This window comes from Methylophaga sp. UBA3192 (assembly GCA_002363955.1).
Classification (GTDB): domain Bacteria; phylum Pseudomonadota; class Gammaproteobacteria; order Nitrosococcales; family Methylophagaceae; genus Methylophaga.
The window spans coordinates 412349-435971 of the sequence record DEXE01000007.1 but is presented as its reverse complement, the minus strand read 5'-3'; the positions used below and the strand labels follow the sequence as shown (position 1 = coordinate 435971).

General features: G+C 45.8%; 27 protein-coding genes and 1 pseudogene. 18 read left to right on the top strand and 10 right to left on the bottom strand.

The window, feature by feature from the left end; all coding sequences use genetic code 11:
• The first annotated feature begins 205 nt into the window (after positions 1 to 205).
• From B2337_RS13110 to B2337_RS13090, 5 genes are all read left to right on the top strand, one after another.
• Complete coding sequence (locus B2337_RS13110; RefSeq protein ID WP_292361841.1) at positions 206 to 1006, top strand: sulfite exporter TauE/SafE family protein; 801 nt, start codon at positions 206 to 208, stop codon at positions 1004 to 1006.
• A gap of 33 nt (positions 1007 to 1039) precedes the next feature.
• The gene (locus B2337_RS13105; protein ID WP_292361842.1) at positions 1040 to 1741 is read left to right on the top strand and encodes a phosphoadenylyl-sulfate reductase; all 702 of its coding nucleotides are present in this window, start codon (positions 1040 to 1042) and stop codon (positions 1739 to 1741) included.
• A 274-nt stretch (positions 1742 to 2015) separates the two neighbouring features.
• Positions 2016 to 2918 carry a sulfate adenylyltransferase subunit CysD gene (gene cysD, locus B2337_RS13100; RefSeq protein ID WP_292361843.1) on the top strand — a complete coding sequence of 301 codons (903 nt, stop codon included), beginning with the start codon at positions 2016 to 2018 and terminating at the stop codon, positions 2916 to 2918.
• 116 nt (positions 2919 to 3034) lie between these two features.
• Positions 3035 to 4462: a sulfate adenylyltransferase subunit CysN gene (gene cysN, locus B2337_RS13095; protein WP_292361844.1), complete on the top strand. Its 1428-nt coding sequence runs from the start codon at positions 3035 to 3037 to the stop codon at positions 4460 to 4462.
• Positions 4463 to 4715: 253 nt separating this feature from the next.
• A complete protein-coding gene (locus B2337_RS13090) occupies positions 4716 to 5483 on the top strand; it encodes an EAL domain-containing protein (RefSeq protein WP_292361845.1) in 768 nt (255 codons plus the stop codon).
• Here the strand turns inward: B2337_RS13090 and B2337_RS13085 are convergent.
• From B2337_RS13085 to B2337_RS13065, 5 genes are read right to left on the bottom strand one after another with little or no spacing between them, the layout of a single operon-like run.
• Positions 5463 to 5999, bottom strand: coding sequence for a DNA-deoxyinosine glycosylase (locus tag B2337_RS13085; RefSeq protein ID WP_292361846.1), 537 nt, complete (start codon positions 5997 to 5999; stop codon positions 5463 to 5465). The two genes, B2337_RS13090 and B2337_RS13085, sit on opposite strands and share 21 nt — an antisense overlap.
• 43 nt (positions 6000 to 6042) lie before the next feature.
• Positions 6043 to 6486, bottom strand: a complete 444-nt coding sequence (locus B2337_RS13080; RefSeq protein WP_292414730.1) for a DUF3465 domain-containing protein — start codon at positions 6484 to 6486, stop codon at positions 6043 to 6045.
• A complete protein-coding gene (gene glcF, locus B2337_RS13075) occupies positions 6479 to 7699 on the bottom strand; it encodes a glycolate oxidase subunit GlcF (RefSeq protein ID WP_292361848.1) in 1221 nt (406 codons plus the stop codon). Before glcF ends, B2337_RS13080 begins: the two co-directional genes overlap by 8 nt.
• Positions 7700 to 7701: 2 nt before the next feature.
• On the bottom strand, positions 7702 to 8757 hold the full coding sequence (gene glcE / locus B2337_RS13070) for a glycolate oxidase subunit GlcE (protein ID WP_292414731.1): 1056 nt from the start codon (positions 8755 to 8757) through the stop codon (positions 7702 to 7704).
• Entirely contained in the window at positions 8757 to 10202 is a 1446-nt protein-coding gene (locus B2337_RS13065) for an FAD-linked oxidase C-terminal domain-containing protein (protein ID WP_292414732.1), read from the bottom strand. The genes glcE and B2337_RS13065 overlap by 1 nt, the downstream gene beginning before the upstream one ends.
• 316 nt (positions 10203 to 10518) lie before the next feature.
• On the opposite strand from B2337_RS13065, the gene B2337_RS13060 reads away from it, so the two are divergent.
• The 7 genes from B2337_RS13060 (at position 10519) to B2337_RS13030 (ending at position 16009) form a co-directional block, all read left to right on the top strand.
• On the top strand, positions 10519 to 12147 hold the full coding sequence (locus B2337_RS13060) for a nitrite/sulfite reductase (protein WP_292742706.1): 1629 nt from the start codon (positions 10519 to 10521) through the stop codon (positions 12145 to 12147).
• Positions 12131 to 12613 carry a DUF934 domain-containing protein gene (locus B2337_RS13055; RefSeq protein ID WP_292361852.1) on the top strand — a complete coding sequence of 161 codons (483 nt, stop codon included), beginning with the start codon at positions 12131 to 12133 and terminating at the stop codon, positions 12611 to 12613. The genes B2337_RS13060 and B2337_RS13055 overlap by 17 nt, the downstream gene beginning before the upstream one ends.
• A 12-nt stretch (positions 12614 to 12625) precedes the next feature.
• Positions 12626 to 13501: a symmetrical bis(5'-nucleosyl)-tetraphosphatase gene (locus tag B2337_RS13050; protein ID WP_292361853.1), complete on the top strand. Its 876-nt coding sequence runs from the start codon at positions 12626 to 12628 to the stop codon at positions 13499 to 13501.
• A 70-nt stretch (positions 13502 to 13571) separates the two neighbouring features.
• Complete coding sequence (gene ribE, locus B2337_RS13045; RefSeq protein WP_292361854.1) at positions 13572 to 14054, top strand: 6,7-dimethyl-8-ribityllumazine synthase; 483 nt, start codon at positions 13572 to 13574, stop codon at positions 14052 to 14054.
• Positions 14055 to 14516: a transcription antitermination factor NusB gene (gene nusB, locus B2337_RS13040; protein WP_292361855.1), complete on the top strand. Its 462-nt coding sequence runs from the start codon at positions 14055 to 14057 to the stop codon at positions 14514 to 14516.
• A 46-nt stretch (positions 14517 to 14562) separates the two neighbouring features.
• A complete protein-coding gene (gene thiL / locus B2337_RS13035) occupies positions 14563 to 15540 on the top strand; it encodes a thiamine-phosphate kinase (protein WP_292361856.1) in 978 nt (325 codons plus the stop codon).
• On the top strand, positions 15521 to 16009 hold the full coding sequence (locus tag B2337_RS13030; RefSeq protein WP_292361857.1) for a phosphatidylglycerophosphatase A family protein: 489 nt from the start codon (positions 15521 to 15523) through the stop codon (positions 16007 to 16009). The genes thiL and B2337_RS13030 overlap by 20 nt, the downstream gene beginning before the upstream one ends.
• 36 nt (positions 16010 to 16045) lie before the next feature.
• Here B2337_RS13030 and B2337_RS13025 read toward each other — a convergent pair whose 3' ends face one another.
• From B2337_RS13025 to moaB, 5 genes are read right to left on the bottom strand one after another with little or no spacing between them, the layout of a single operon-like run.
• Positions 16046 to 16981, bottom strand: a complete 936-nt coding sequence (locus B2337_RS13025; RefSeq protein WP_292361858.1) for a carbohydrate kinase family protein — start codon at positions 16979 to 16981, stop codon at positions 16046 to 16048.
• Between the two features lie 6 nt (positions 16982 to 16987).
• Entirely contained in the window at positions 16988 to 18136 is a 1149-nt protein-coding gene (gene rnd / locus B2337_RS13020) for a ribonuclease D (RefSeq protein WP_292361859.1), read from the bottom strand.
• A 38-nt stretch (positions 18137 to 18174) separates the two neighbouring features.
• Positions 18175 to 19065 carry an alpha/beta fold hydrolase gene (locus B2337_RS13015; protein ID WP_292361860.1) on the bottom strand — a complete coding sequence of 297 codons (891 nt, stop codon included), beginning with the start codon at positions 19063 to 19065 and terminating at the stop codon, positions 18175 to 18177.
• Between the two features lie 54 nt (positions 19066 to 19119).
• Positions 19120 to 19371, bottom strand: a complete 252-nt coding sequence (locus B2337_RS13010) for a glutaredoxin family protein (RefSeq protein WP_292361861.1) — start codon at positions 19369 to 19371, stop codon at positions 19120 to 19122.
• Positions 19368 to 19883, bottom strand: a complete 516-nt coding sequence (gene moaB, locus B2337_RS13005) for a molybdenum cofactor biosynthesis protein B (protein WP_292361862.1) — start codon at positions 19881 to 19883, stop codon at positions 19368 to 19370. Before moaB ends, B2337_RS13010 begins: the two co-directional genes overlap by 4 nt.
• A gap of 94 nt (positions 19884 to 19977) precedes the next feature.
• On the opposite strand from moaB, the gene B2337_RS13000 reads away from it, so the two are divergent.
• The 6 genes and pseudogenes from B2337_RS13000 to rplI all read left to right on the top strand — a co-directional run.
• Complete coding sequence (locus tag B2337_RS13000) at positions 19978 to 20658, top strand: OmpA family protein (RefSeq protein WP_292414733.1); 681 nt, start codon at positions 19978 to 19980, stop codon at positions 20656 to 20658.
• A gap of 37 nt (positions 20659 to 20695) precedes the next feature.
• Positions 20696 to 21424, top strand: coding sequence for a 23S rRNA (guanosine(2251)-2'-O)-methyltransferase RlmB (gene rlmB, locus B2337_RS12995; RefSeq protein WP_292414751.1), 729 nt, complete (start codon positions 20696 to 20698; stop codon positions 21422 to 21424).
• Positions 21425 to 21527: 103 nt separating this feature from the next.
• Positions 21528 to 21872 (top strand): 30S ribosomal protein S6, encoded by a 345-nt coding sequence (rpsF, locus tag B2337_RS12990; protein ID WP_292361864.1) that lies wholly within the window; start codon positions 21528 to 21530, stop codon positions 21870 to 21872.
• Positions 21873 to 21887: 15 nt separating this feature from the next.
• Positions 21888 to 22115: a 30S ribosomal protein S18 gene (gene rpsR / locus B2337_RS12985; protein ID WP_292357806.1), complete on the top strand. Its 228-nt coding sequence runs from the start codon at positions 21888 to 21890 to the stop codon at positions 22113 to 22115.
• 37 nt (positions 22116 to 22152) lie between these two features.
• Positions 22153 to 23061 carry a DUF2232 domain-containing protein gene (locus tag B2337_RS12980; protein WP_292414734.1) on the top strand — a complete coding sequence of 303 codons (909 nt, stop codon included), beginning with the start codon at positions 22153 to 22155 and terminating at the stop codon, positions 23059 to 23061.
• A gap of 47 nt (positions 23062 to 23108) precedes the next feature.
• A pseudogene (rplI, locus tag B2337_RS12975) lies at positions 23109 to 23552 on the top strand (50S ribosomal protein L9); the annotation flags it as partial.
• Between the last annotated feature and the right edge of the window lie 71 nt (positions 23553 to 23623).

Here is a 23623-nt window from a genome sequence, read left to right as displayed (position 1 = left end):
TAAATACCGTGAAAGAAATGTGAACAGTAAACAGTCTCTATCGCAAGAGGTTAAGGCTGTGTTAACGCTGCGATAATTCAACCTTTAGCCATAGAAGTCTTTATATATTAATTTTTTATATAGATAAAAAATAATATTCATTGATTGAATATTGCCAGATGGTAAACTTGCCGCAATGAAGCAGGTTAGAAGGTTAAATTAATAGATGGAATGGGGTTTTCTACTGGCAGGCCTCGGTGTAGGTATTATGGTCGGTATGACAGGAGTCGGTGGAGGGTCTTTAATGACACCCATTCTGATTTTTGGTTTTGGTATTCAGCCTGCCGTTGCAGTAGGAACGGATCTGTTGTTTGCCGCGGTGACCAAGGCGGGAGGGATCTGGGCGTACTGGCGACACGGTGTAGTGCATTGGCGTGTAGTTTGGCGTCTTGCAGCGGGCAGTCTGCCGGCGACACTGTTAACGTTATGGTTTCTCAGTGCAACGGGTGTGCATGAAGGAAAGCATAATGAGCTAATTACCATTGCACTGGGGGTGGCGTTGATTTTGACTTCCAGTGCCCTGCTTTTGAAAGACTGGCTGGCTGGTATTCTGAAAGCGCGAAAAGGGCACCCCTTTGTAAATTACCTTTACCGGTTACGCCAGGATGAAACCATAAAAGCGCCAGCTACGGTTATTGTCGGGGCTTTATTGGGGGTGATGGTGACACTCTCTTCAGTGGGAGCTGGAGCGTTGGGAGCTGTCGTTTTATTGTTTCTGTATCCGCGAATGCGTGGTGTGGAAATTGTGGCAACCGATATTGCTCATGCTGTACCACTGACAGCCGTAGCCGGACTGGGGCACTCCGCAGTGGGTACCGTTGATTGGTCACTGTTATCTTATTTGCTGATGGGATCATTGCCCGGTATATATATTGGTTCTCACTTGGGGATACGGATTTCAGACAAGATTTTACGGCCATTACTCGCCGTCATTTTACTGATGGTGGGTATTAAATGTTTACTGTAAAACATAAATAAATGAATAAAAAAGTAATTCGACATGACAGATATTAGTGAAAAACTTCAACTGAAAATTGATACAGCAAAACAACTGCTGGAGCAGATAGTGACGGACTATAGTCCTGCGGTATTAGCGACCAGTTATGGTGCCGAGGATATGGTGCTGATGGATATGATTGCTAAATTCGCACCAGAAATCGGTATTTTTACGCTAGATACCGGTCGACTGCCCAAGGAAACCTATGATTTAATGCAGCAGGCTAAAAAGCATTATCAGCTTGAGGTTGAGGTTTATTATCCGGATGCATTGAGCCTTCAACAATTTGTCACACACAATGGCCCGAATGCCTTTTATGACAGTGTTGACTTACGCAAACAATGCTGTGGTATCCGGAAAGTAGCACCATTAAACCGTGCTTTAACCGGCAAAAAAGCCTGGCTGACAGGCATGCGCCGATCACAGTCGGTGACGCGAAATGAACTGCCGGTATCTGAATGGGATGCTGATCATGAGTTGCAAAAATTCAGTCCACTGACGGACTGGTCCAATGGCGAAGTATGGAAATATATCCGCGCCTTTGATGTTCCTTTTAATGAACTGCACAACCAGGGCTACGCCAGTATTGGCTGTGCGCCATGCACCAGAGCGATTACCCCGGGTGAAGATATTCGGGCGGGCCGCTGGTGGTGGGAAAACCCGGAAACCAAAGAATGTGGCTTACACGTAAAGGGTAGGGTCTGATGCTCTTTCATAGCCGCCTCTGTTGTGACTGAAAATACACCAATCAAGGCGCGAGGAGAGCAGTTTAGTTATTCTAAATAAACGACTAGTAACGCGGAGTGGTGTATTTTCAGCCACAACCCGCAGGGCTGGGACTATTTTTCCGCCTCACGGCGTTGGAAATGACTTATGTAGAGCAACTACATCGCATCATTTCCGCCTTGTGAGACAAAAAAATAGCCTCCAGCAGTGGTGGCTCTGAAAGAGCAACAGAACCTAAGTAACAGAGAAAATTATGACTGAAAAACAACTGACGCACTTAAAACAACTCGAAGCTGAAAGTATTCACATCATGCGTGAAGTGGCCGCTGAGTTTGAAAATCCGGTTATGCTGTATTCGATTGGTAAGGATTCCGCTGTCATGCTGCATCTGGCAATGAAAGCATTTTACCCGGGCAAACCACCATTTCCATTAATGCATATCGATACTACCTGGAAATTTCAGGAGATGGTCAGATTTCGTGACCAACGCGCCAAAGACTTGGGGCTGGAGCTCATTGTTCACACCAATCAGGAAGGCGTTGAAGCCGGCATTAATCCTTTTGACCATCCCCGTTATACCGACATTATGAAAACCGATGCGTTGAAACAGGCTCTGAGTAAACATGGCTTTGATGCGGCATTTGGTGGTGCCCGCCGTGATGAAGAAAAGTCCCGTGCCAAGGAGCGGGTGTATTCCTTCCGTGATAAAAATCATCGCTGGGATCCTAAGGCCCAGCGCCCTGAGTTATGGAATATTTATAACAGCAGAGTGAACAAGGGTGAAAGTATTCGTGTTTTCCCGCTATCGAACTGGACAGAATTGGATATCTGGCAATATATCTATCTGGAGCAAATCCCGATTGTGCCGCTGTACTATGCCGCTGAGCGTCCGGTTGTTAACTACAATGGTCTGACCATCATGGTTGATGATGACCGTATGCGTATCCCGGAAGGTGAGAAAATCCGTATGGAAAAAGTCCGTTTCCGTACCCTGGGCTGTTATCCACTGACCGGTGCGGTGAAATCGGATGCCGATACCTTGCCAGAAATCATTCAGGAAATGCTTTTGACAACGACTTCTGAACGTCAGGGGCGTGCCATCGATCACGATGAAGCTGGCTCGATGGAGAAAAAGAAACAGGAAGGTTATTTCTAAAATTCAGGACGAGAGCGTGATTCAAATCTCTCATCCGGCAGCAAAAAGAATTGAATACGATGCTCAAATTGCTGGGCATCTTGACCCGTTAAAGATAATTAAACCAGGCACTCAACATGACATACGAAACTGATGCGCTGATTGCGACCGATATCGAAGCCTATCTCAAGCAACACGAAAACAAGGAACTGCTGCGTTTTCTGACCTGCGGTAATGTGGATGATGGAAAAAGTACGCTGATTGGACGACTGTTACATGATTCCAAAATGATCTATGAAGATCAGTTGGAAGCGGTGACCCGCGATAGTGTGAAATCCGGAACCACAGGAAATCAGGTGGATCTGGCGTTACTGGTTGATGGGTTGCAGGCGGAACGTGAGCAGGGTATTACCATTGACGTAGCGTATCGTTATTTCTCCACCACCAAACGTAAATTTATCATTGCTGATACGCCAGGTCATGAACAGTACACCCGTAACATGGCCACCGGTGCATCAACCTGTCAGCTGGCGGTTATTCTGATTGATGCTCGTTACGGAATGCAGACACAAACCCGCCGCCATAGTTTTATTGCTTCATTACTGGGTATCAAGCACATTATTGTTGCCATTAATAAAATGGATTTGATGGATTTCAGCGAACAGGTCTTTAATGATATTCGTAAAGCCTACAGCGAATTTGCCCGTGAACTGGAAATCGAAGATATTCACTTTGTACCGATGTCTGCCTTGAACGGCGATAATGTGGTGAACAGAAGTGAAAACATGCCCTGGTATCAGGGCAGCACAATGATGGAGCTGTTGGAAAACATCGAGATTGGGAAGGATGCCAATACCGAAGACGCCCGTTTCCCGGTGCAATACGTTAACCGCCCGAACCTGAATTTCCGCGGCTACTGCGGCACATTATCTGCGGGTATTCTGAAGCCGGGGGATGAAATTACCGTTTTGCCTTCAGGCAAAGAAAGCAAAGTCAAAGCACTGGTAACCTATGATGGTGAGCTGGATCATGCCGTTCCGGGTGAATCGATAACCGTTACCCTGCAGGATGAAGTGGATGTAAGCCGTGGCGATATGATTGTGCATCGGGATCATCAGCCACATGTGTCCAGCCGTTTTAAAGCCATGGTGGTATGGATGACAGAGCAACCGCTGGTGGCAAACAAACAATACAACATCAAGGTTGGCGTTTCTGACAGTACAGGTGTAATGACTCAGGTTGATCATCAGGTTGATGTGAATACATTGGCCCATAACGTTGTGACAGAACTGAAACTGAACGAAATCGGTTTATGTGAATTTTCATTAAATAAACCAGTTGTGTTTGATGCTTATAAGCGTAATCGCACTACCGGTGCTTTTATCGTGATTGATCGTCTGACTAATGTCACCATTGGTGCGGGCATGATTACCGAAGCGATTACCGGTATGATAAATGAAGATACAACAACTCATGTTTCTGCATTTGAAGTCGAATTAAATGCATTAATCCGAAAACATTTCCCTCATTGGGATGCTAAGGATATCAGTGATTTACTGAAGTAAATCTAAATAAATCAGGCCGTGTTCGCGGCCTGATTTTACCATCCGGTTTTCACTCGATAACTTTTCGAGATTCCATTCTTATTTCATTAAATCTTGTGAATGCTTTGCTTTATGTTATTGAGGCAATACTGCTGTTTTGTCATCTTATTGAAAGCTGTTAGGGTAAATTTTAAAAATTTAGCGAATTATGTGAACCGGTTTGAGTAGCGGACAATGATTTAGGTTACATTCTGCGAAACCGGGATGGTGAATAATGAAAGAACAAGCAGATTTTAGAAAGATTGGTTGTGGCGAGTGTTTCAACAGCGGTTTACTTGGATTTGATTTTTCCATGGCTTTCCAGCCGATTGTGAATACAAACAGCCGAACGGTGTATGCGCAGGAAGCACTTGTTCGGGGGGTGGATGGGCAAGGTGCGGCCCATGTTTTTGATAATGTAAATCAGAGTAACCGCTATCGTTTTGATCAGGCCTGTCGGGTTAAAGCGATTAAACTTGCTGCAGAACTTAACATCGATTCTAAACTCAGCATCAACTTTATGCCCAATGCAGTGTACAAACCTGAGTTGTGTATCAGGACGACACTCGAGGCTGCTGAAATCTATAACTTCCCGATTGAACGCATTATTTTCGAAGTGACTGAAGGTGAGCAGATTACTGACCATGTTCACTTGCAGGACATTATTCAGTCTTATCAGCAGCAGGGATTTTCAACTGCCATAGATGATTTTGGGGCTGGCTATGCGGGGTTGAACCTGCTGGCAAATATGCAGACTGATTTAGTAAAATTGGATATGGCGTTAATACGCAATATCCATAATGATAAAGTCAGGCAGTCCATTACGCGAGGCATCATCGCTTTCTGTAATGATTTGGATATTACCGTGATAGCCGAAGGTATCGAATCTGCAGATGAACTTTATGTTTTACAGGAGATGGGGATTGAGTTGTTTCAGGGATTTTATTTTGCCAAACCAAGTTTTGAGTCTTTGGCAACAGTCTCATCCGATTGGTGGCGCTGATAACGCTTGATGCCAGAGCTGTTGTTTGGTTTCAAATTTCATAGCGGCATGCGCCGGGCTGGTTGAGGGTAGCCTTTGGTAGTTTAATAATATGTCGGCGGCTTCCAACTGTTTTATTACATAACGTTTGAATACCTGTTCCGCTTTGCCACCATTAAAAAAGATCTGTCTTATTGACGGATGACGCTGCAGTAACTCCACAAAATCATTGGCAACCATCGATTCCGTTTCAATATGCTGATCCAGACTTCCCGGGCGGCGGCAGCTTTTCAATACATCCCATACGGCAATCCGTTTTTGTATTAATAAATCACAGCGTTGTGGGTAGTCCAACTTAACAGATTGCCCAAAAAATGACGTTATGATTGGCCAGAAAGCATTGCGTGGATGGGCGTAATAACGTTGTTGTTTTAATGATTCAATACCAGGCATGGAACCGAGAATCAAAATCCGTGGTTCATGGCCAACGATGGGTGGAAAGCTGGATGCGGGTTGCAGTGTGAGTTTATCTTTCATAACCGTATCAGCCTGAGTTGAAATATCTCTCTCATCAACAGCATTACTGATAGAGTCTGCCCTGATGCCTTATCCAGCCATGAGGATGACGGTTGGCTGGATCATGATGCGTCCAGTGGATTAAGCCACCTTTATCATTCCAGATATATTCACCATAAACACGGACATCATCGCCTTCTTTAATCTCATTAATTCTGGGTGCCAAATCGATATTGTGAACGATTAATAAGGTCTGCCCGCTGGCCAGTTCAATAACAAACCGTTGATGACGACTGCCTTTATTATCATCTGCTAACAGCCTGGTAACGGTTCCGGCCACCTCGATTTGAACATCACTTTGCCGCTGTTCAAATAATTGTTCAACACTTCCAGCAGGAGAGATTTGATTACGTTGTGGCTCAGGCTCATAAAAGCTTCCCAGAAAGATCAAAATGGCAAAGCCGAACAGGATCCAGATACGCTGTTTCATACGTTTTGTATTAGCCATGTTCAATTCGCTCCGCAAGCATTTCAATCCAATGATTCACAGGACGACTCGGTGTTGAAAGGTATAGCTGACAACCAATATTGGCCGTAACAATTTTATCCGGTTGTGATGCTTCCAAAGCCGACAATTTCTGTAAACGTAACGATTGAGATAATTTGGGCTGCAATAACGAATAACTGCCTGCTGAGCCGCAGCAGATATGTGCATCATTGATAACCGGAGTGGTGAATCCAAGTTGTTGCAAAATCGTTTCCACGAGTCCTGTTAGTTGCTGCCCATGCTGTAACGAACAGGGAGATTGAAACGCAATAGTGCTGCCAACACCCAGATTTTGCCATACAGATAAATCTTCAGCAGCAATCACTTCAGCGATATCTTTGCTGAGTTCGCTGACTTTGGCAGCTTTTTCTGCATAGACTTTGTCATTTCGCAGCAAATAGCCATAGTCTTTTACTGTACTTCCGCAACCACTGGCGGTCATCACTATCGCTTCACAGCCATGTTCAATAAACGGCCACCAGGCATCAATATTCTGTTTCATTTGATTGGATGCTTTTTCTTCCGCGGACAGATGCTGTGCCAATGCACCACAGCAACCCGCTTTGGGTGCTTCCAGCAGACTAATCTGCAGTTTATCTAAAACGTTTGCTGCGGCCTGATTGGTATTCGGACTACTGACCGATTGCACACAACCGGCTAAAACCAGCATAAAGCGTTGGTGAGTTTGCTGGATGAGCGGTCTGGTTTTTTGTACAGGTATTAATCTGGCTTTTACGCTTTGTGGGAGTAGTGGTTTGAACAGATTGGCCGTCTTTAACAATGGGCGAAATGTGGCGGGATAAGGTACAGTCTGAAGCAATAATTTTCTTATCAGGCGATCTACAAAAGGTCTGTTGACCAATGTGTCCACTTCCATGCGACCAATATCCGCCAACTTGGCAAACTCCACTCCTGAAGGGCAGGTTGATTCACAGGCGCGACAGGTGAGACATTGATCCAGATGAACTTGTGTTTCTCGTGTTGGCGATACCCCCTCAAACACCTGTTTTATCAGGTAAATTCGGCCACGAGGACCATCGCGCTCATCACCCAGTAACTGATAGGTAGGGCAGGTAGCATTGCAAAATCCACAATGCACACAGTTGCGGATAATCGATTCAGCAGTCAGGCCTTTTTCAGTATTGGCGTATTTTGCTGCGAGTCTGGTTTGCATAATTAAAACTCTGGATAAAGCTGGCCGCGGTTGAATATACCGTGCGGATCAAAGCTTTGTTTCAATTGTTGATGCAATCGTTTTAAGCCACTGTTTAATGGTTGCCGACGTATTTCTGTTAATTTTGCGGTACGAAACAGTTGCGCATGGCCATGATGGCGGGCAGCTAATGTGAAGATTTTTTCAGCACTTTCATCGGTTTTCACCCAGCGCAAACCGCCTGCCCAATCGACTAGCTGTTTACCTGAAATGGGTAAATTGACTGTGGCGGGTGGTACTGAAACTCTCCATAAAGGTATTTCACCATCAAAGAAACGATGTTGTTGTTCATTGACCAGAGTCCAGAACACATCCGCCTTATGATGTTCACCACCGAGCTTCTGTCGGGCTGCACGTACAGCGGCTTCAGCGCCTGCCAGCCGAATATGCACAGCTTTACCATCATAAGCCAGTCCTGAGAGTGGCAGATTTTGCGCAGCCAGCGTTTGCATCATTCGTAATGCATCCTGCGTATCGCGCGACTGTGATAGATAGCATTCGCTGGCGGGAATCGGCAGAACTTTAAGACTGATTTCCAGTAATACACCTAAACTGCCCATGGCTCCGACCATGAGTCTTGAGACATCATAGCCCGCTACATTTTTCATCACCTGTCCGCCAAACTGCATTATCTGGCCTTTGCCATTGATGATCCGGCAACCAAGCACATAATCACGGGCGCTGCCGGTGAACGGCCTGATGGAACCTGATAATCCCGTCGCGATGGCGCCACCCAGCGTGGCATCGTCGCCGAAATGCGGTGGGTCAAATGGCAGGCGTTGATTGTGTTCTGCCAGTGTACTCTGCAAGTCATTGAGTTTAGTCCCGGCATAAGCGGTAACAACCAACTCGGTTGGTTGGTAATTTACGATGCCTTGATGTGCTTGCAATGACAACGTTTCGCCAGGTTTTGCGTGATACAGAAATGACTTGGTATTTCCACCTCGAAGATTAACTGGCTGTTGAGTTTCAACGGCCGTTAATATCTGCTGTTGAATAGTTTTACTTATATCTGCCATCAGAAACGCTCTAATTCCGGATGGGGAAGCTCACCATGATGCACATGCATTGCGCCCAGTTCAGCACAGCGATGCAGGGTCGGGACAGCTTTTCCCGGATTCAGAATACCCTGCGGATCAAAGGCTGCTTTTACCGAATGAAACTGTGCCAGTTCATCCGTAGCAAATTGATTGCACATCTGATCGATTTTTTCGATGCCAACGCCGTGCTCGCCGGTAATACTGCCACCTGCCTGAACGCACAATTTAAGTATATCTGCACCGAAATGTTCTGCTTTAACCAATTCCCCAGCGTTATTAGCATCATAAAGAATCAATGGATGCAAATTGCCATCCCCCGCATGAAATACATTAGCGACCGCCAATTCGTGATGTCTGGATAAGCGCTGAATTTCCTGCAGCACTGCAGCTAAATGTTGTTTGGGAATGGTGCCATCCATACAGTAATAATCCGGTGAAAGTCGACCAACCGCAGGAAATGCCGCTTTGCGTCCGGCCCAGAACAAATTCCGCTGCTGCTCAGACTCTGCCGTCGCAAAGCTGATCGGATCACTGTTTTCCAGAACGTGATGAACCTTCATAATATGCTCTGAAACTTCTTCATTATTGCCATCAATTTCACATAGTAAGATGGCTTCAGCCTCCAGTGGATAGCCTGCATGAACAAAGGCTTCAGCAGCCTGAATGGCCAGTTTGTCCATCATTTCCAGACCCGCCGGAATAATCCCTGCGGCAATAATATCGGCAACGGCGCGGCCGGCTTTGGCTACATCATCAAAGGCGGCCAGGATCACTTGGGTACGTTCAGGTTTAGGCAACAGCTTTACCGTGACTTCAACAATAATACCCAGTAACCCCTCCGAACCCGTCATTAGCGCCAGTAAGTCAAAACCCGCACTGTCATAAGCCTGTGAACCGATGGTGAGCAGTTCCCCATCAGCCATGACTACTTTGAGCTCCAGAATGTTATGCACCGTTAAACCATATTTCAGGCAATGTACGCCACCGGAATTTTCGGCGACATTGCCTCCGATAGTACAGGCAATCTGTGAGGATGGATCCGGGGCGTAATACAAACCGTACTGGGCCACTGCTTCTGAAATTGCCAGGTTACGCACGCCGGGTTGCACCCGGACACTGCGGTTTGGAATATCTATTGATAAAATTTGATTGAACTTGGCCAGATTGAGCAGAATACCTTCTTCATGAGGCAGTGCGCCGCCAGATAATCCGGTACCTGCGCCACGGGCAACCAGAGGAATCTGCTGCTGGTTACAGAGCTTACAGATAGCCTGAATTTGCTCAATGGTATCCGGCAATACCGTCAATAAAGGTAATTGCCGATAAGCAGATAGTCCATCGCATTCAAAAGGTTTTTGGGATTCTTTGCTGGAAAGAATCGCTGATTCCGGCAGAATGGCTTGCAACGCTGCAATTAATTGCATTTTTTTCATTTGCGTAATATGGCATATTTCAAATCATGTGACATCTTCACATAATAATTATTGTTAGTTAGCTGAGGACGATGCCGGTTGCCGCGAATTCCGTGTCTGCAGAAGTTCTGAGGCATTTCATCCGCAGATTCCTGTTGATGAAATAGCGACTGGATTTAATGAGCTTTAGACAGATTTTTAAGTGTTTAATAATATTGATATAGCCATTTATAATTTCCTGTTATAAGCCGTCATCGTTATAATATGCGGTTCCATTGAAACCGTTTAGAGACCATAAATGTATCAATACGATAAGTATGATCAAACGATGATTGATCAGCGAGTAGCGCAATTCCGTGATCAGACACGTCGTTTCCTTGCTGGTGAATTAACTGAAGAACAATTCCGCCCACTGCGGCTGATGAATGGCTTATACATTCAGATCCATGCGCCGATGCTCCGTGTTGCAGTACCTTACGGGATGATGTCATCCCGCCAGGTTCGTAAAATTGCTGAAGTTGCACGTCGGTACGATAAAGGTTTTGTCCATTTCACCACGCGGCAGAATTTCCAAATGAACTGGCCCAAACTGGAGGATGTACCGGATATTCTGGCCGAATTGGCCAGCGTGCAAATGCATGCGATTCAAAGCAGTGGTAACTGCATTCGTAACACCACTTCAGATCAGCTGGCTGGTGTTAATGCCAATGAAATTGAAGACCCACGGCCCTGGGCTGAGATCATTCGTCAGTGGTCAACATTCCATCCGGAATTTGCCTACTTACCACGCAAATTCAAAATTGCCGTTGTGGGATCCCATGAAGATCGCGCGGCAACCAAGTTGCATGATATCGGCTTGCATCTGGTGAAAAATCACGAAGGTGACGTCGGTTTTGAAGTGCTGGTGGGTGGTGGTTTGGGTCGTACCCCAATCATTGGTGAACAGATTCGTCCTTTCCTGGAAAAACAGGATTTGTTGTCCTATCTTGAAGCGATTCTGCGTGTCTATAACCGTTTGGGTCGCCGTGATAACAAATATAAAGCACGTATCAAAATTACCGTTCGTGAACACGGTATCAACCATATCCGTGAACTGGTTGAAGCGGAGTGGGTACATATCCGTGACCAGTTGAAACTGGATAAAAAAGAAGTCGAACGGGTAAAACAGTATTTCACCGAGCCTGCTTATGAATTGGATGCAGCTGATTCAGACAGCAGTTATGCGGATCTGTTAGCACAGGACAAGGAATTTGCACTTTGGGTCAAGCAAAATACTGCGGACCATAAAGTTTCAGGCTACCGTGCAGTCTATGTTTCGTTGAAAAAACCGGGCCAGGCACCTGGGGATATTACCTCTGAACAGCTTGAAGTCGTCGCAGACCTGGCGGATGAATTCAGTTTTGGCGAAGTGCGCTCCACCCATACACAAAACCTGGTTTATACCGATGTAAAACAAGCGGATTTGTATGCCCTGTGGTTACGTTTGAATGCAGAAAATCTGGCCACACCTAATATCAATACCCTGACAGATATTATCTGCTGTCCCGGTCTGGATTACTGTGGTCTGGCCAATGCCACATCCATCCCATTATCCAAAGGTATTGCCCAACGGTTCGATGATTTGGATTACCTGCATGATCTGGGCGATATCAAAATCAAATTTTCAGGCTGTATGAATGGCTGTGCCCATCAGAGCGTCGGGCATATCGGTATTCTGGGCGTCGATAAAAAAGGTGAGGAGTGGTATCAATTTACTCTGGGCGGCAGTTCCGAGGCTGATGCTTCGCTTGGTGAGCGTCTTGGTCGGGCTATTCCAAAAGATGAGGTGGTCGATACGGTAGCGCACTTACTGGATGCCTATATCGATTTACGCTATGAAGATGAGAGTTTCCTCGCGACTGTACGCCGGATTGGCGTAGATCCATTCAAGGAGCGTGTTTATGCAGCAGATCATTAAAGATCGCGAGATCGTTGAAGACAACTGGCAGCATCTGGATGATGAGGCGGCTCTGGTTGCTGGAAATATTACGGTTTCAATAACACGTTGGCAGGAACAGCACGAGACATTAAGTCATCACGAAGGTGGCTTGGGCATTCGTTTATCCGGGGATGATCCATTAGAGGAAATCGTTCCGGATTTAGGCCGCTTTCAACTCGTTGTATTGTTATTTCCGGCATTTACAGACGGACGTTGTTACTCCTATGCCCGTTTGTTGCGTGACCGGTATAACTTTAAAGGTGAAATCCGCGCTCAGGGTGATGTGTTATACGACCAGCTGTTTTACATGTCGCAGTGCGGTATCAATAGTTTTGAACTGGCAAACCCGAATCGGCTGACACAAGCTCTAGCCGCATTTGATGATTTCAGTGAAAGCTATCAGGCAACAGTATTAAGGCCTGAACCATTGTTTCGTCGCCGTTAATTCACCAGCAAAATGGCAGTTTATGCAATTGGTGATGTTCAGGGGTGTTTCGACGAGCTGATCAAGTTACTCGAAACACTCCAATTTGATCCTCAGTGGGATCAGATATGGCTTGCCGGAGATCTGGTTAACCGTGGACCAAAATCATTAGATACCCTGCGTTTTGTTCGCAACCTGGGTGAGCAGACAGCTAAAGTTGTGCTGGGGAATCATGATCTGCATATGCTGGCGCATGCTGCCGGCATCGTTGAGTACAGTCATCGACTGGATACGATTGATTCAGTGCTGAATGCTGAAGATCGGGATGAACTGGTCTACTGGTTACGACATCAGCCTTTGTTTTACCACGATAGTGAATTACAGTTTTCGATGGTTCATGCCGGATTACCACCCGAATGGAGCATTGATGAAGCGCTAGCCAGAGCAGCTGAAGTGGAGTCAGTGCTTCAATCTGATAACTGGCGTGATTTCTTCAAGCATATGTACGGTAATAAACCCAAACGCTGGTCTGCTGACTTAACCGGCTGGGATCGATTACGCTTTATTACCAACTGTTTCACCCGCTTACGTTATTGTCATGAAGATGGCAGTCTGGCACTGAAATTCAAAGGTGCACCTGAAGATAAACCGGCTGAGCAGAAACCCTGGTTCATGATGCCTAATCGCGCCAGCGTCAATGACAGGATTGTATTTGGTCATTGGTCGCAATTAGGAACAGGCCAGTATGACAACGTCTTTTCATTGGACAGTGGGGCGGTGTGGGGAGAGCAGTTGACGGCAGTACGCATTGATCAAACGCCTTACCAATGGACAGTGGTTGAAGCCGATCCGGATGGTTTGCCGCATGCACGCAATAAAACGGCTGCAGAAAAGCAACGCTGGCTGTAACTGACTGTTAGGCATTCATTTTTAAACACAGTACAATACCTTTTTTATCTCTAATGGACATTTCTGAAATATGAGCAATATCAAAACCTTTTCAGGTGACTTTTCCGCAAAAGGCATACGAGTAGGTATCGTTGCTGGCCGTTTCAATGACTTTATCGTTGATAATCTGATTGCAGGTGCAGTCGATACTTTATTACGTCACGGAGCAGCGGAAAAAGATATTGAAATCGCCCGTGTTCCAGGCGCAGTAGAAATTCCATTAGCCGTACAACGTATGGGCAAAACTGAAAAATACGATGCCATCATTGCCTTAGGCGCGGTTATTCGTGGTGGTACACCACATTTTGAATTTGTCGCAGGTGAGTGTTCGAAAGGCCTGGGTCAGCTGACATTGCAACTGGATATTCCGATTGCCTTTGGTGTGTTGACGGTGGATACAATTGAACAGGCGATTGAGCGTGCAGGTACTAAAGCTGGCAATAAAGGGGCTGAAGCGGCAATGAGCACTATCGAAATGGTTAATGTATTACGTCAAATCGGAGATGCCAAGTAAATGGCTGGTGGACTGCCCCGGACCCAGGCTAGACGTGCTGCTGTGCAAGCGCTTTATCAATCACTTGTCAACAATCAGGCGCCTGAAAAAGACACGATGGATTTTGTTATGGCCGAGTACGCCAATAAAATCGACAAAAACTATTTTCAAGTGCTGGTTGACGGCGTGACCAAAGAAATTGATACCATTGATGCTGAACTGGCTCATGCGGTGGATAGAAGTTTATCCGCTGTGGATCCTGTTGAGGTTTCGGTCTTGCGTTTGGCTGTTTTTGAATATATGCACCGTCCGGATATCCCTTATCGGGTGGTATTGAATGAAGCTGTAGAGCTCGCCAAGTCCTTTGGTGGAGAACAAGGCCATAAGTATGTTAATGGTGTTCTGGATAAAATGGGTGCTCGTCTGCGCCAGGCAGAATACCAGGCCGCCAAGGTCTCTCGAGCCCAGAAAAAATCGAATTGATTCTCAGCCCCGAAAAGATGCAACCATCCTGACGGGGCTTTTTTAAATGAATTTATCACCCGAATTTTCACTTATCCACCACTATTTCAATACGTTAACTGCGGAGCGTGATGATGTAGTAGTCGGTATTGGAGATGATTGCGCTGTTTTATACACTCCTGCAAATACGTTGACGGCAGTTTCCATTGATACCTTGGTGCAAGGTACACATTTTTTTGCCGATGTTGATCCCTATCGATTAGGCATTAAAGCGCTGGCGGTCAATCTCAGTGATCTTGCTGCAATGGGTGCGGAGCCGGCATGGTTTACTCTCGCTCTGACGTTGACGGAGATAAACGACAAGTGGCTTAAACAGTTTTCAGCCGGTTTAGCTGAAATCGCTAAACAGCATCGAATTCAATTGGTTGGTGGTGATACGACACGAGGACCGTTATCCATCACCATTCAGGTGCATGGTCATCTTCAGGCTGAAAATATGCTTCGGCGTAATGCCGCTAAACCGGCTGATTTGATATGTGTTACAGGCTGTCTTGGTGATGCCGCTGCCGCTTTACAATATAAGTTAGGGCAGTTAGATAAATCAGCGTTAAGCGATACAGATATCGAATATCTGTTGCAGCGACTGGAAATGCCGACCCCACGAAATCAAATCGGTCAGCAACTGGCTGGTCAGGCACATGCAGCCATTGATATTTCGGATGGTTTATTAGCTGACTTAACTCATATCCTTAACGCCAGTAATAAAGGGGCAAAGCTGGATTTATCGGCTTTACCGTTTTCTGCTGTGTTGCAAAAATTACCCCTGGAACTTGCTACACAACTGGCGTTGACCGGTGGCGACGATTACGAATTATGTTTTACCGCAACTGCAGACAAAGTGGCGGGGCTCAAACAACAGTTTCCGAACCTGATCCATGTGATTGGTGAAATCACAGACGATACCGGCATTTATTATCAAGGCGAGCAGGGTCACTGGAAGCCATTCTTAAATATCAGGGCAGGTTATGACCACTTCTCCAAATAAGGTTACATTGCTGGATTTGCTTAAACGACCGGCATGCTTACTTGCCTATGGGTTTGGAAGCGGATTATCCCCGAAAGCGCCTGGTACGATGGGCACAATAGCCGCATTACCAATCTATTGGCTGATCCACGATGTCGGGATGCTGAGTTACTTACTCATCACTTTCATCGCATTTTTTGCCGGGATCTGGATTTGTCAGCAAGCTGTTAACTGGTTGAAACAGGACGATCCCTCTGCCGTGGTTTGGGATGAGATTGTCGGTTATCTGATCACAATGATTGCTGCCCCGGCCGGTTGGCAGTGGATGCTTTTGGGATTTGTGTTATTCAGATTATTTGATATCTGGAAGCCATGGCCGATTTCATTGGCCGACCGCAAGTTACATGGTGGTTTTGGCATTATGCTGGATGATGTAATCGCCGGAGTTTTTGCCGCGATGGTATTACAGCTTTGTCATTATTTGCTCTGAAACTGCTGTGGGCAGTCTCAGAGCTTTATACAAAATCTAACTTAAAGTCATGCCAAAGTTTTGTTCAAATCGTGCAGCAAAGCTTTCAGCGGTAAATTGATGATTCTGAGTGCCATGCTGTTCAATTTTGATGGCACCTAATAATGACGCAATACGTCCAGTCATTTCCCAATCCTTGCCGTGCAAAATGCCATGTAATAATCCGGCACGATATGCATCGCCGCAACCTGTTGGATCCACGACTTTTTCGGCTTTGGCACAGGGTATATCAATACGTTTTCCCGCGGTATAAATATGCGATCCCTGGGCGCCACGAGTAATGATAAGCGCCTCAACCTGTTTGGCAATTTCTCCGGGTGGCAGGCCGGTTCTATCTTCAAATAACTGCGCTTCATAATCATTCAAGGCGATATAGGTTGCCTGCCGGGCAAATTGCAGCAAATCCTCGCCATCAAACATCGGCAACCCCTGGCCCGGATCAAAAATAAATGGAATGCCGGCATCCGCAAATTGCTGAGCGTGTTGAATCATACCGTCACGACCATCCGGAGCGATAATGCCCAGCCTGATATTTTGCGCTTCGGTGATTTTAGTTTCATGGGCCAGGTTCATGGCTCCGGGATGAAAAGCGGTGATCTGATTATCATCAATATCAGTGGTGATATAGGCCTGTGCTGTGAAATGATCGTCTTTGACATGTACATGCCGGCGATTGATGGCAAATTTATCCATCCATGCGGCATACGTACCAAAATCACTGCCGACTGTTCCCATCGGTACCGGTTCATCACCCAGCATTTTCATATTAAAAGCGATATTGCCGGCACAGCCACCAAACTCACGACGTAACTCCGGCACCAGAAACGCTACATTCAACATATGCACTTTGTCGGGCAGAATGTGATTTTTGAATTGATCCGGAAACACCATAATATTGTCGTAGGCAAATGAGCCACAGATAAGTACCGACATCTTTATTTATACCTCTTTTGTATGAATCTGTTGTATATCAGCCGTGACAGACAAATGACCGTCAATAAATGCAGTCAGGTGATGTCCCACAATCTGATAACGCCATCCTTGTAATAAAGCCAGTTCGGTTTCACCGCGAACAAGCTTTTCTATATCTTTACGACTGGCAACAGCAATGGGCGTGACGGATTGTTCATCACAGAATTTACGTAATAAAGCCATCAGTGCATCAATCAGAGCTTCCTGTTGATTACTCAGTGGTTCAGGTTTAAGTAAAATCGGCCACGCTTCAGGCGGCGTTTGTTTGGCTTTACTGATTACGTCAATAATGGCCCGGCCATTACGTTCAATATCCCGGGCTTCAAGACCGCGAATCTGACTGAGTTTTTCTATCTTTTCCGGTGCAAATCGTGCCAGATCCAACATGACTTCATCTTTGATTATCCAGCGTCTCGGGCGATCACGATCGATTGCCCGTTGTTCACGCCATGCTGCCAGTTGTTGAAGTATGGCCAGCTGAACGCCCTTCAATTTACCTGCCCCACGGATTTTGCGCCAGATGGTTTCAGGGTCTGCAATATAATTATCAGCGTTAGCAAGGGCTGAAAAATCTTCTTTGAGCCATTCAGTGCGTTGCTGCTTTTCCAAATCGGCAGACATCTGATGATAAAGTTCACGCAGATAACGCACATCATCAGCAGCATATTCCAGTTGTTCAGCGCTTAAAGGTCGCTGTGTCCAATCCGCACGGGAATGCGCTTTATCCAGATTGACATTGAGTCGCTGCTTAACCAGGTTGCCATATCCAATCTGATCACCATCACCCAGAATAGTCGCGGCCAACTGCGTATCAAACAGGTTTTGTGGAAGTGCATTTTTTAACAAATACAGTAGCTCCAGATCCTGTCGTGCAGCATGAAACACCAGGGTTATTTGCGGTTGATAAAGTAGATCAAGTAATGGTGTCAGATCTTTTACAGCGATAGGATCAACACAGGCAATAACATCATCGTTGGCAATCTGGATCAGGCATAGTTGGGGGTAGTAGGTTTTTTCACGCAGAAACTCTGTATCGATAGCCAGCCAATGGCTGTCCTGAATATCCTGGCAAAATTGTGTTAACGCCGCATCCGAATCAATGTAAAGAACAGTCATGTTATCCAGCTGAAAAAAAGCAACCAGTATAACTGTTTTTAGAGGGTGTTGCGGGCGTGCACCTGACTCACTATTTGTTCAATGGCTTCAATAATAATCTCAGGCTGTTCATGAGGAATAGCATGACCACTTTGATGGGCAAACATATGTGTACTGATAGGAGATAAACGCGACAAATCCTGTTGCAAAGTAATCCAGGTTTTTTCACGTTGCTGTTGGCTTAAATCACCATACCACTCTGGTTTTCCACGGCTGATTACGATTAATGGTACGACCGGTAAAGCTGAATTTTTCTGTAATTGCACTGAACTTTCATCCAGAGCTGAAATTTCTGCTCTGGCGGCATGAAAGGCACGTTCACGTAATATTGGAGGTTTATTCGCATGTGCCATACTATCCGTGGATTTCGGCAAAATCATGATGGTGCCACGTCGATTGAAATTGTTGGGTAGTTTGATTTGAAATTGTTTGTATTGATCTTCATGAGAGGCATCAACCAGCACCATGCCCGCGACCATCTGAGGGTTATTCGCTGCAAAAATACGGATGTTGTATCCACCAAATGAATGGCCCACCAGTATATATGGCGGAGGAATATCGGCCTGTTCAAGTAATGTCTCTAATTCATCGGCAATTCTGTTACTGGTTCTTGGCGATGGACCAAAATCACTCCAACCGTAACCCGGTCGATCAAAAACACATATCTTTGAATGATTTGAAACGGCTTGCTGTATAAGCTGCCAGTCAGTGGAATCATCGCCAAGACCAACATCCACAATAACAGTGGGACTGCCGGAGCCAGTACAATTAATGTGCAACTGATAGCCGCCAACATCGAAACGTTTTCCGGGAATCGCTGGAAATTCAGCAGCAATTAATGGTGCGGAAACAGACCAAAATACTAAAAAAGGCCAGATCAACGCTTTCATTCATTGGCTCCGATGCAGTTAACTTAACAGTTAAATTAAGAGATGAAATAAGCGTTAAAGTTCCGTAGTCTCCCAGGCAATTTTCTGCAGAATATCATTTTGATTAAATGGCCAGTTTATTTCACTGTTATCAGAAAACTTGATGACTGGAATGCGAACGCCATATTGTTCTACCAGATCATCATCGTCACCGATCTCAACGACATGTAAATTTATCTGTTCGGCGATGGCGAGCGTAATGACCTGTTCAATTGCAAGCTCGCATAAATGGCATCCAGCCGTGGAAAATAATTGCAGATTAATCATTTTTCGCGCAATCGAGGAATCAGTTCAACAAAGTTGCAAGGCCTGTGCCGGACATCCAGCTGATGTTGTAGAATGTCATCCCAAGCCGTTTTACACGCGCCGGATGACCCCGGAAGACAAAAGATAAACGTACCATTTGCTACGCCGGCGATGGCTCTTGATTGTATGGTTGATGTGCGGATAACGTCATAAGAGATTTGTCGGAACAGCTCACCAAACCCATTAATTTCTTTATCAAACAGTACCTGAACGGCTTCCGGGGTGCCATCTCTTCCGGTCAGCCCGGTGCCGCCGGTAGTGATAATGACATCAACCTGCTCATCGCAAATCCATCGCGAAACAATGGCGCGAATCTGATAAATATCATCAGTAACAATCTGTTTGTCGGCAAGTTCATGACCCGCAGAGAGCAAGCGGTCTTTTAACGTTTTACCGGATATGTCGTCGGTTTCTGTGCGGGTATCAGAAATCGTCAAAATGGCAATTTTGACAGCAATAAATTCACGATCCATGAGCACTGTTTCTCGCATAGGAAGTTAGAAAACAAGTATAGTCAGCATATCGCTTAGGGTCTAGAATGCTACGCAATAGTGAGGAGTCATAACAATGAAAAAAATCTTATTAGTCTCAGCCATATCATCGGCGATCATTTTGTCAGGCTGTGCGGCAGACGATCCCAATATGCGAACTAAAAGAGGTGCAGCAATTGGTGCGGCTGCCGGTTCAATTATCGGATATGCCATTGATGATGGTGCCGGTGGCGTAATAGCCGGTGCTGCTGTCGGTACGCTGGCCGGTGCCGGTGTGGGACGTTATATGGATAACCAGCAACGTGAAATGAATGAGGCGTTGGCTCAGGAACAAGCCCGTAATGAATTGCAAATTCAGCAACTGCAGGACGAATCATTGAAAATTGATATTTCAAACGAAGTATCTTTTGATTTTGATAGCTCAGCCATCAAACCCGCGTTTGAACCGACGTTGAATAAAGTCGCTGATGTGCTGCAGCGTTATCCCAAGACCATAATTCATGTCATCGGACATACAGACAGCAAAGGGTCAGAAAATTATAACCAGCAACTTTCTGAACGTAGAGCCCAATCCGTAACCAACTATTTTGCGGCACGAGGTGTGCTGAAAGAACGTCTGGTACCAATGGGACGTGGTGAACTTGAACCGCGTGCCACAAATGATACCGAAGCCGGGCGACAGTTGAATCGTCGTGTGGAAATAATTGTAAAACCTATTGTAGAGGGACAGGAAGCTGAAGCCTACCAAACGCCGTAAAGGCACATCAGATAGAAACCAGGCACCATCGCAAGACCTGATTTTTGGTTTGCATGCAGTACAGGCGGCTCTAGAGTCGCCTGTTTCACGCGTGGCCGAAATCTGGATTTCGGATGAGCGACATGATCAACGTGTTGAAACTATATATAAGCTAGCGGGTGATTTGGGAATACGTTTACATAAAACCCAGCGTCAGCAACTGGATGATATGGTTCCGGAAAATCGACATCAGGGCTGTGTTGCCCGTTGTCATCCGTTGGCTATTCTTGATGAAACAGATTTGGATGTATTGCTGGATAATTTGCAGCAAACGCCATTTCTATTAATTCTGGATGGTGTTCAGGATCCGCATAATCTTGGCGCTTGTCTGCGAACGGCAGAAGCGGCCGGAGCACATGCGGTGATTGCACCCAAAGATCGTGCATCTGGTTTGACGCCGACCGCAATTAAAATTTCCAGTGGTGCTGCTGAACGCTTACCCTTTATTCAGGTCACTAATCTTGCGCGCGTGTTAAGAGATTTGCAGCAACGGGGTATCTGGTTAGTGGGCACCTCAGGTGATAGCGAAATGAGTCTGTATCAGGCAGATCTTAAAGGACCTTTAGCGATTATCCTTGGCGCCGAAGGTCAGGGCATCCGTCGTTTAACCAGAGACCACTGTGATCAGGTTATACACATTCCCATGCAAGGTGGTGCCGAAAGTCTCAACGTATCTGTAGCCGCTGGTGTTTGCTTATTTGAAGCGGATCGTCAACGACGCTTGTGAGCAGGTAGTAAAATAAAGTAAAATGTTAGATTGCCTTTCATAGGTAAAACTCCTTGCTTTCTGAAATTTTTCAGCAAGCTGTATAAACCGTGAGGAGCTCAAATTGAGACATTACGAAATCGTGTTTCTGGTCCACCCTGATCAGAGCGAACAAGTGCCCGGCATGATCGAGCGCTATACCCAAACATTGACTACTGCTGGTGGTCAGGTTCACCGTCTGGAAGACTGGGGTCGTCGTCAATTAGCTTATCCAATCAACAAAGTTCACAAAGCACATTACGTGTTGATGAATGTTGAATGTGATGTTGAGCAATTGAATGAAGTCACCACTGCGTTCCGTTTCAATGATGCCGTTATTCGTCACCTGGTTGTCAGCATGGACGAAGCTGTTACTGAAGCTTCGCCGATGATGCGCAAAGACGACGAAAAACCCGCTTCACAAGCCTAATCAGGAGATATCACGATGGCACGTTTTTTCAGACGTAGAAAATTTTGTCGTTTCACTGCCGAAGGTGTGAAACAAATTGATTATAAAGACGTAAACCTGCTTAAAAATTTCGTTACTGAAACAGGTAAAATCGTCCCAAGTCGTATTACCGGTACAAAAGCTCGTTTCCAGCGTCAGCTGTCAACTTGTGTAAAACGTGCACGGTTTCTGGCATTGCTGCCTTACTGTGATATGCACAAGTAATTCAGCTTCCCAGTTGTAAGGTTAAGATCAAAATAATATGTTGCGCGGTATAGCTGATTTTGCAATGAAAGGTCGCTGGCAAGCTGCATTTGCAGCGGCTTTGCTATCGGTTGCTGCAATGTTGCTACCACCACTGAATTATCTCGCTAGCGGGGTAATTGTGTTAGCCACTTTACGTGTAGGTCCTAAAGAAGGACTACGGGTAATGGCGGCAACATTGGTGGTATTTGCTATTGTAGCCGGACTGCTTTTAGGTCAGATCTGGATTGCTCTGGCACTATTGCTGACCAGTTGGTTACCGGCTTATTTGGTGACGCTGGTATTAGGATACAGTCGATCACTGGAGCGGGCACTTTTAGCCGCAGCCGGTGCAGGTGTCCTGGTCGTACTGATAGCACATGTTTTCCTGTCCAGTCCGGCATTATGGTGGCAGGAAATGTTGACACCATTCGTTCAATTACTGTCAGAGCAATCTGGATGGCAACTGAATGCGGCAGACACCCAAAACTTCCTGGTCCAAATGGCCGGCATGATGACGGGGTTAATGGCCGCTGCAGTTAGCGTTAATATTATTCTGGGTATTTTGATTGGTCGTGCGTGGCAAGCTGCGCTTTATAACGAAGGTGCTTTTGGCAGTGAATTTACTCAGATTTCGTTGGGTAAAACGCTGGCAATAATCACCGCGGTGCTGATGGGCTTGTCATTAACACCAATAGCCAGCTCGCTGACGCTATTGATAGATTGTTTACCGGTCCTGCTGGTGCTGTTTGCAATACAGGGTATTGCGGTAGCCCATGCAATCGTTCGGACTAAACAGAAATCGGTGGCCTGGTTAGTGGTTATGTATGTGCTGATGGTGCTTATGCTGCCGCAGATGTTGATTTTGACCGCCTCACTGGGTGTATTGGAACAATGGTTTAATTTTCGCAAACGCTCAATAGCGTAATGCGGTTATTTATAAGCAGTCTTTGACTGCGAATGAGGGTTAGAACGATGCAAGTAATTTTGCTGGAAAAAGTTCAAAAGCTTGGTAATTTGGGTGACGAAGTGAGCGTTAAAGCTGGCTATGGTCGCAACTATCTGGTTCCTGCTGGTAAGGCATTGCCTGCCAACAAGAATAACAGAGAAAAATTTGAAGAACGTCGTGCTGAATTAGAAGCGGCGGCGGCCAAATTACTTACTGCAGCTCAAGAACGTGAGAAAAAACTGGTTGCAGCTGGTGATGTTGATATCATGGCTAATGCTGGTGTTGAAGGTAAACTGTTCGGTTCAGTCACTGCTGCGGATATCGCTGATGCGGTAAATGCAAAAGGTGCTGATGTAGATCGTAACGAAGTTCGTTTACCAACAGGTCCTTTGCGTCACACAGGTGAATACAACATTGATGTGCAATTGCATGCTGATGTTGTCGTCAGTGTGAAAGTAAATATCACTTCAGAAGCTGAACTTGCAGCCATTGCTGCTGCAGAAGAAGCGCGTAAAGCACGTGAAGCTTCACGTGAAGAAGC